Origin of the sequence: Flavobacterium sp. 2 (assembly GCF_049949195.1) — a bacterium.
Classification (GTDB): Bacteria; Bacteroidota; Bacteroidia; order Flavobacteriales; family Flavobacteriaceae; genus Flavobacterium.
This window is the reverse complement of the sequence record NZ_CP188206.1, coordinates 5,290,004-5,298,928: the sequence shown is the minus strand read 5'-3', so window position 1 is coordinate 5,298,928 and position 8,925 is coordinate 5,290,004. Positions and strand designations below refer to the sequence as shown.

Below are 8,925 nucleotides of genomic sequence, written 5' to 3'. Positions count from 1 at the left end.
AAAATAAGATTAAAAAACAGAGGCAAATATTTTACCTCTGTTTTATACTTAATATTAGCTACGTGGAGGAAAAACTCCTTCCATAGCAATACAAAAATTAGTACCCAAATATGGATTTCTAAGTCCAAATGGCTGACTGCCTCCAGCTATAGATGTAGAACCACCTATAGTAGAAGTTATACCTCCAACCTTAACTGTAGTTCCAGTAGGCTCACAATAAATATTTGGTGTAGCACCAGCTGCCCCTAAATAATTAGAACCACTATCCGTTTCATTAGAATTTGTTCCACCACTATAAGCAAGTGCGCTAGTAGCTAAATTTACCTGATTAGCACCAGTTCCAGCATTGATTTGGTGATTGTGCATAGGCATATTGTTGATTGTTAACGTCGTATTTTCTGTTCCGCTAACTTCTCCCAAAACAATAGGACTTAAACCAGGCCCTTGACCAACACCTACCATGCTGCGGCCTCTTAAATCTGGTAAAGCAAATGTAGTTTGTCCATTTCCACCGTAAGTAGTTCCTAGTAATGCAAAAAGCGCAGTATTTTGAGAAATAGCAATTATTTGTCCAGCGCATGGTGCCCAGCCTCTTGGTGCAAAATCAAAACCAAAAGCCATAATTGATCCTAAAAAAATGTCATTCATAATTTTTTAATTAATTGGTTAATATTTGTTTTTTGATTTGTAAATAATTTGTCAGATAAAAAAGTAGTTCTGACAGTTTTTTATTACATCGCTAAATTAATTTATATAAAGAGTTTTGGAACAGGTGTTTATACCTGTTTTTGTATAGAGTGCACACATAAGCATTTGAACAATAATGTTTTGAAAATTGTACTTATCTTAAATTGATTGAGAAAAACCTAAAATGGAGACAAAAACACAGGGAATTTGGTACTAAAAAAACTAATAATTAAAGGAATTGTTTATTATTATCAGGCAAAATATCATGTAGGATTTTGTGCCGATATCAGCAAAGAGAAAGCTGATTTTATGTATGCATTATGGGGAAGATTTTATGCAAAAAATTGTTTATCCCTAAACTATTAATATAAAAAAAACTGTCTGCAAATAAAATTGCAGACAGTTTAATTTTTGAGTCAAATCATTATTAATAATGACTTAATCAAAAGCTCCTACTAACAAGGAACCCATCTATCTCTAATCGGGTCCTCGCAAATTTCATCTTCACGATATCCACCAACAATTGTTTTCAATTGTTTTTCATTTAATTTCTGAACATCTTTAGCAATAAATTTTTTAACTTCTTTTGTTTTTAAAAATTTCATAATATGTTATTTGGGTTAATTTATATTCCAATCATTTAGAGACACTTGGAATTTATGTCTATTCTTGCGCAAGAATTTTTTATATATTTTTATATTTGAACTAAATCATTTTTTTCAAACACTTGTTTTCCCTCAGCATAATCATTTAGAAAATATTTCAGTTCAGAAATTTCATATTCGTTAGGAAACAATTTATTATTCACAATTTTTACTGGTGTATAATTGAATTCATTAGCAGTACACCAATTATATTGCTGTTCAATTTGTTGACACACTTTCGGACTAATAAAATCCACTTTCCACTTTTCTATCCATTTTTTTAAACTGACTTCCTGTATGTACCAATCTATGATCGCTTCTCTTGCCAAATCTTCGTTTAAAAAATTGATTTCCAACAAATGTTCTGCAACAACCTTATAAGGATTATCATTATTATCTGGATTGATATTGAATATAATATTTAGAGAATTTTTTTCAGGATACTTCGTAATTAATTCGAAAGCCTCTGCAAAAACTTTATAGCAATATTTACACTTCGGACTTACTATAAGAATTATATCAACAGCTGCATTGTTGTCACCAAATTTTAAACCTTTTAATTCATCAAGCCCTTTTAAAACAGGTATATCATTAGATAAGAAGTTTACTATTTTATAATTTCTTTTAAACTTCTTTAATTTACTTGCTTCATTCTCTGCTTTAATTTTATTTTCTAATGTTTTGCTCTGAATCAACCAAAAAGAGCTAATCAATACCATTGAAAACAGATAAAAAAACAAACTGGAAAATGTAATAGAAACAAATGAATTTTTCATAAAAACCCATACAGCGCCTTGAAACATAATTAAAAAAGATACTGCCAGACAAAGCAAACACCATTTTTTTAATTGCATTTTTTGTATCCAAATAGAATATCCAATTATTGGCAAAGAAAGCAAGCTCAGCAAGCCTATTATATTATTTGAATAAGATGGATTAAGCAATAAAGATGTGAGATTGATTCCAAAAAAGAGGATTGGTAAATCTGAAAAACTAAGCCATTCGTTAATTTTAGCTTTATCTGAGCTAATAACAGATTCGCATGATACGTTTGAACTTCTATTACATAACTGAGAAACGATTTCATTTTTTAACCCTAATTTTTCTTTAATAATAAAAATGCTGAAAACTAATCCCACCGCCGAAGTTGAAAAGAAAATAATTCCACTCGTATCATAATTATTATTAAAAATTGAAATAATTAATAAGGCAAAAACTGGCAAACTATAACAGAACCATTTTAAAGCTGTTTTTAAAGTTTTGCCTATAGAAGTAGGATTGGGTTCAATAACTAAAATAATTCCATTCCAGCCTTTGATAAAATCATCAAACGACAAACTCTTCCCTCCTGTTTTTTCAAATTCAATTTTTATTGAAGTTTTACTCTTTGTAACTAAAACTAAATCTTTATTATAAATTGCCAAAAAAGAATCTGGTAATTCGAACAGCTGATCATTTGAAATCTTGAGTGCAGAATTTTCAATAGCCAGTGATTCTAAACTATCAGTAATAGCAAATAAACTAGGAAAGTCAGGATGAGATTCAAACAAATCTTTGAATGCAAATTTTTGATCTGCAAAATTGTTTATGCTTAAATACTTTTGAACTAAATGTACCATAGAATTTCCAATCCGTTAATTATACTTTTATAAGCATACAAGAAAAATTATCCAATATTTTGTAATTAGAAAGTTACATTCTGAGTTTACAAAAGCAAAATTCTACTTACAAATATGATTTTTTATACCAACATTTTATTACGGGAAACCGCATATTTTAAAACTTTAACATAATTCATTTAAAACAAATGCGAGCAAATATGTTAAATAACACTATCAATGGGTAAAAATTTAACTCAAGAAAAACACAAATCTTAATCTATACTAAATACGGCAACCTCTGATATTAACTGCTAATTTTAATTTATGATTAGGCGTTTTTAGTTAATGTGAGTTTTAGAAATTTTAAAATTATTGATAGATGGCAATTATTTTAAAAACGATATAATTTGACAACATTTTATTAATTAGCATTAAAAAGTCATTTTTTGCCTCTTGAGAATCATCGTCAAAATGAGTGTACATTTTGGCTATAAGATCAAAATATCGGATTCCCTCTGATATTTCAGATAAAATAGCTTCATCTAAATCATCTAAATCGTATTTTCTTGATACAGAATTGAGTTCTTTAATTTCTAAAAAGGAAAGCTCCTGATCGTCGAGAGTAGTAAATACTTGCTCAAAACCATCGAGCAACACAATATTAAAATCTTCTTTATTAAATAGCAGTCTCTGCAGATAACGTGGCAAGCCTTCTGTATATAAGTTTCTTTTCAATAAATCATTGTCAGATGTAAACACATTATTTCTCAACTCTAAATCAAAATCTGAAATCAATTCACCAACCTTCTCATTTGTTAAAAATTCAATTTCATTTTGATTCCCTTCTGCTTCATTAATTAATCGGGTGATTTTAGAATAACTTTCTGGATAATTCTTCATTATATATACTTCCATGGCTTTACATACATGAGGATTTCTTTTATAAACTCCTAATAAATGCAAATACGTTTTATCTGGTACTTCTTGAAATTCAGCAAAACCTATATATTCACCATCGTCGAATACTTCATCAAATAAAAATTTTATCTCTTTATTCTCTATTATAGCAAGTTGGTAAAACAAGACCTGTTCAAAGAAAAGATTAAAATTATGGAAATTATTTTCTGGCAAAGAGCTTCTATTTTTATCTACAAAGTCAATGCTCCTTTTTGTGTATTCCTTAAAAAAGTCAATATCATTTCCGCCAACAACTCCCATATTACAAGCAAAATTTTTTGTGTGCTTATGATAGTTTTCAATTTCAATTGGCATGTATGAAAGATTCGGCGAAATTTCATTCCACATTTTAATATAACAATCTGCTGTAATTTCTAAATTTTGAGTGATTAAAGCAGCATCTTTAAATTTGTTTTCTAAAGATTCCCATACAAAAACATCGCCATCGATATGCAAAAACGGTTCATTTTGCATTTCATAAACCTTAATCTTAGAAATTGCCCAAAGATCTTTATGGTAATCATTTAAATCATCTAAAATCACATGAACTTTAGTATAAGGCAATTGCAATTTTGTAATTAATATTTCATATCCAAAACGATCTGTATAAAGTTCAACCTCTTTATGATATTTAACTAATTGATGGCAGCTCAATAACCAGCTCATCCAATTATATTTATATGAAAGCCATCCATAATTGTTTCTAAAATCTGTCAAATTTCCTGACCAAAAACTTTGTACTATTTTCATTTAAAAATCTTGCTAAATTAATGACACTCAAATAAACAAAAGGAATTAGAATATTTGTTACGGGTTTCCGCATTTAACAATACTATAAATAAGGTATTTATTTCAGTATTAGATTTAGATCTAAATCCTATAAAATCTAATACATTATTTTATAACCAAAATTTTCCAAAGAAATTTAAATTTGAGATACTCAACTTAAAAAATAGATTATGAAAAATGTTATATATATTATGATCTCAGTTTTCTTTTATTCCTGTCAGCAAAAAGAAATTAAAAATAATTCTGTTCACAATTCCGATACAATCGCCATTGAAAAATACAGAAAAGAAAACAAACAAATTGATGACACTATTTTCATGAATTTTAAAAATGCCAAAGGTTTATACATAGCCGAAGGTCAATTAGATTCAATTCACCCTCGCGTATTTATAAAATTCAAAAATGAAAATCTGGGTGAATTAAACGGAAAGATTATTTTGGCAACAGACAATGGAAACATACGTTTTAACCAAATTATTTTTCCTGATAACTCTTCAGACGGGCCTTTTGGAAAGGACTTGCAAATACAACTCACCCAAAAAGGAAATCATATTATTATAGTTGGACATTCACAAATGGCAGATAATCCTTATTGGGGTAAATTTAAAGTACAACTTGAGAATTCAAAAGAATAAATATATCCATCAAATTAATGATTTACCGATAAGATTTTGATACCTAAATTTTAGTTTTTTTCCTTCTGATTTCAAAAAATAGACGAAACCAATAATAAGCCACTATTTTACCTTACGTAAATATACTTGGTTTATTATGCTTATTTTAAATTTTTCCTACAATTATAATTCCCAAAAAAGTTTTTTTACAATTCTAACACCACGTAAAGGCTAAAATTATAAGCTTAAAACTATAATTACCACAAAAACAAAGTCTTACAAAAAACAAGAAAAACAAAATCAAAATTCTTCCACCACCAGATGGTAAAAAAATAAAAACACAAATAACTCATTAACAGATACTTATGCCAAAAAACACAATAATTCGAATATTTAAAAAAACAACCACTAAATGGTGATAAAAAAATAAAATATAAACGCCTCATTGTCAGTATTTTTTTAGAAAACATTCCAAGAAAAAGTTAGAACTCCAAAAAAAAGTAGGAAAAAAGAAGAAATCAATTTATCGAAAATTGATAGCTGGATATTTTTAAAAATATATTTGTAAAGTCGACAACAGCTAAAGAAAAAAACAAATATTAACCAATTAAATACACCCAATTATGTCAGACTTTTTAAAACAATTCGGAGACGATCTAGAAAAAAATGTACCAGGATTTATCGCAGTTTCAATTGCAGAAATTCAAACAGGAATGTCATACTTTTCACTTTCAGTAGTTCCAGAATTTGATCCAGAATTAGCATCTGCTTTTAACCTTGAAGTTGTAAAAGCAAAAATGAACGCTGTTAGTGCTTTAGGACTTAAAAATCAGATTGTTTCAGATATCATGATTACGTTAACTTCCCAAATTCACATTATTGATGTTTCTGAGAATAACTTATATATGATCTATCTCGCAGTTGATTCCACTAAAGCAAACTTAGGAATGACAAAAGCAATTCTGAACAAATACAAAAAAGAGATTGCTTCTAAATTATAATGATTTGAAATTGTGAAATGGCTGACTTTTTTTAAAGTCGGCCTTTTTTAAAATATTAATTAATTTAAAAAAGTGAGACGTTATGAAGAATAAATTAATATTGCTTGTATTTTTTACTTTCACAATCCTAATTAATGCACAAAATACTAAAGGTATTAACGGCGATACCAATTGGCTGAACATGTGGACAAATTTTAATCCAAAAACAACCAATTATAATGAAGCCTCTATAATACTAAATGGTACTATTAGTGCAAATATGACATTAAAAAAAGAAAATGTCTATATATTAGTTGGTACCGTTTATGTTCCTCCAAATGTAACTTTGACCATTCAGCCCGGTACGCTTATAAGGTGTGATACTGATACTTTAACTACATTAGTAATTACAAAAGGCGCCAAAATTATCGCTGAAGGTACCGAAACTGACCCAATCGTTTTTACCTCTAACAAGAACTCAGGAGATCGAAATCCGGGTGATTGGGGAGGCATTATTGTTTTTGGAGATGCGCCAATAAACAAAACTGGAGGAGTTGGTATTTTGGATTTCGATCTTGATCCACAAAAAGCACAATATGGTGGTGATAACAAAGAAAGTGATTCTGGAATCTTAAAATATGTCCGAATTGAGTTTTCAGGAAAAAAAACATCTGGTAATAGACCAATAAATGGCCTATCGCTAGCTGGGGTTGGAAGTAAAACAAAATTAGAATATATCCAGGTTACTTCATCCGATGAGGATTCTTTTCAATTCTATGGCGGATATGTAAATGCCAACAATTTAGTATCTCTGCGCTCCGCAGATGATGATTTTGATTTTACACAAGGTGTCCAATGCAATCTCTCTAACAGTATTGCCATTCGAAGTCCGTTTCTATCTGATAGCTACGGATCTCGTTGTTTTGAAATGGAAACGGTTGATACCCGAAAAGGAGAAGTTTTAGACAGCAAAAAAGAAATGACCCGAGTAAATGCTACCAATATCACGATGATGCATACAGAGGATATTGGAACTGAAATTCAAGGACTAAAACACGAAGCGATATTAATTAGAGAAAATACTTTTTTAACATTGACCAATTCTGTAATATCAGGATTTAGCCACCTCATTATATTTTCAGATACCGTTACAATTTCTGATGAATTTTTAGGGAAAATAATTTTAAAAGATCTGCTTATTAATGATACAAAGATTATTGGAACAACGCAAAATACTGCTACCAATGCCTTCATTAGTAATTGGTATCAAGGAAAAGAATTCGGAATCGATTTTATAAAACTCAAAAACGATGAATTATTTGCCAGTTCATCCATGAGAAAAAAGCCTGATTTTAGAATTAAAAGCCAAAACCTAACTAATTAAAAAATATCAATAAAAAAGCCAGTAATCTTTTAGATTACTGGCTTTTTTGTATCATTTCACTTTCTCTTCACATATTTATAAAACTACTTATTTGGAGCTTGATTTATAAATCACAATATTAAAAACTAAGCATCAAAATCCCTCGTTTTCAACCTATATAAAGAATTATAGTTTAAAAGTTATCCTTAGCGAATATTTTTTGCTCTTTTTGCAGAATCAGCGATATAAGAAAGCAACCATGCCATTTGTCCCTGTTTCGTAAAATAGATTTTTTTAGATTTGACATCAGGAATTTTCTCTAATACAGTCAGCAATATTGAATTTGCTGCAATTAAGTATTTTTGAGAATACGTCTTCAATACCTTCTCAACATCCTTATTTTGCGATGCTAATGCTTCAAATTTTGCATAATCTGTTTTTATCATGTTGTTGTAATCTGCAACTTCCTTAATTTCAAACGGACTAAAATTTTCTGTTGCACTTTTCCCCTTATACAATGTGTAGAATGCCCAAACTGCACCTCCAGACATGTATACATTTTTTTTGTTATTGATTTTAGGACTTTGCTGATATAAATGATCGGTCTGTTCTTTTAATTCAGGTAATGCATTAACAAGCAATTCATTAAACTCATCAACCGAATTGGTTTTTGCATTTTTATTTATTTTCTCAGTAAAAGTTACTGTACCTAAATCTAAAGTCACAGGATAAAACACCAAAATATCATCCTCATTAAATTCCTCTACATATCCGCCCTTAGTATTCCCTCCTCCAATATCAAGGATTAAAGAATCCGAATATTCTTTTGGCGGAATGCATCCTTTTAGCAATAATTTTGCTTCCGTATCAGAAGTAATTATGGCTACATTAATATTTGTAAAAACGTATAGTTTTTGAAGCAATACGTCTACATTTTTGGCCATTCCTACACCAGAAGATACAACTATAAATATGTTTTTTTCTTCAATTTTGAATTCCTTTAGTAGTTTGGTGTAATTTTTCACTGTCACATTAAAGGCCGTTTCAATATCATTTTCGGCTAATTTTCCGTCTATCGAAATCCCTTTCGCGATAGCAATATTTTCTGTCCAAAAATCAACTACTTCGTATTTTCCTTTTTTAATGTTTTGGACATTTATTACCGACATTTTTATTCCCTTGCTTCCTATTTCAATTCCTGCATAAAGTTCTTGAGAAATCAAGTTCGAAGGAATCAAAAAAATAAAAATAATTATGGCTATGAATGCAATATTTTTTTTCATCTTAATT

General features: G+C 29.3%; 8 protein-coding genes. 3 read left to right on the top strand and 5 right to left on the bottom strand.

The genetic code is table 11. The features are described from left to right. Positions 1-54: 54 nt before the first annotated feature. The 4 genes from ACNFIH_RS22710 to ACNFIH_RS22695 form a co-directional block, all read right to left on the bottom strand. Positions 55-648: a phage tail protein gene (locus tag ACNFIH_RS22710; protein WP_426484932.1), complete on the bottom strand. Its 594-nt coding sequence runs from the start codon at positions 646-648 to the stop codon at positions 55-57. Positions 649-1,142: 494 nt separating this feature from the next. Next, positions 1,143-1,292, bottom strand: coding sequence for a bacteriocin (locus ACNFIH_RS22705; RefSeq protein WP_152561060.1), 150 nt, complete (start codon positions 1,290-1,292; stop codon positions 1,143-1,145). An 89-nt stretch (positions 1,293-1,381) separates the two neighbouring features. Next, on the bottom strand, positions 1,382-2,950 hold the full coding sequence (locus ACNFIH_RS22700) for a vitamin K epoxide reductase family protein (protein WP_426484931.1): 1,569 nt from the start codon (positions 2,948-2,950) through the stop codon (positions 1,382-1,384). Positions 2,951-3,301: 351 nt separating this feature from the next. Further along, on the bottom strand, positions 3,302-4,639 hold the full coding sequence (locus ACNFIH_RS22695) for a DUF6734 family protein (RefSeq protein WP_426484930.1): 1,338 nt from the start codon (positions 4,637-4,639) through the stop codon (positions 3,302-3,304). Between the two features lie 209 nt (positions 4,640-4,848). On the opposite strand from ACNFIH_RS22695, the gene ACNFIH_RS22690 reads away from it, so the two are divergent. The 3 genes from ACNFIH_RS22690 to ACNFIH_RS22680 all read left to right on the top strand — a co-directional run bounded on the left by ACNFIH_RS22690 (position 4,849) and on the right by ACNFIH_RS22680 (position 7,656). Continuing rightward, the gene (locus tag ACNFIH_RS22690; protein WP_426484929.1) at positions 4,849-5,313 is read left to right on the top strand and encodes a hypothetical protein; all 465 of its coding nucleotides are present in this window, start codon (positions 4,849-4,851) and stop codon (positions 5,311-5,313) included. A gap of 602 nt (positions 5,314-5,915) precedes the next feature. Continuing rightward, positions 5,916-6,293: a hypothetical protein gene (locus ACNFIH_RS22685; RefSeq protein WP_142452452.1), complete on the top strand. Its 378-nt coding sequence runs from the start codon at positions 5,916-5,918 to the stop codon at positions 6,291-6,293. 82 nt (positions 6,294-6,375) lie between these two features. Beyond that, positions 6,376-7,656, top strand: a complete 1,281-nt coding sequence (locus ACNFIH_RS22680) for a hypothetical protein (protein ID WP_426484928.1) — start codon at positions 6,376-6,378, stop codon at positions 7,654-7,656. Positions 7,657-7,841: 185 nt separating this feature from the next. Here the strand turns inward: ACNFIH_RS22680 and ACNFIH_RS22675 are convergent, their stop codons facing one another. Further along, positions 7,842-8,918 (bottom strand): Ppx/GppA phosphatase family protein, encoded by a 1,077-nt coding sequence (locus ACNFIH_RS22675; protein WP_035652243.1) that lies wholly within the window; start codon positions 8,916-8,918, stop codon positions 7,842-7,844. Between the last annotated feature and the right edge of the window lie 7 nt (positions 8,919-8,925).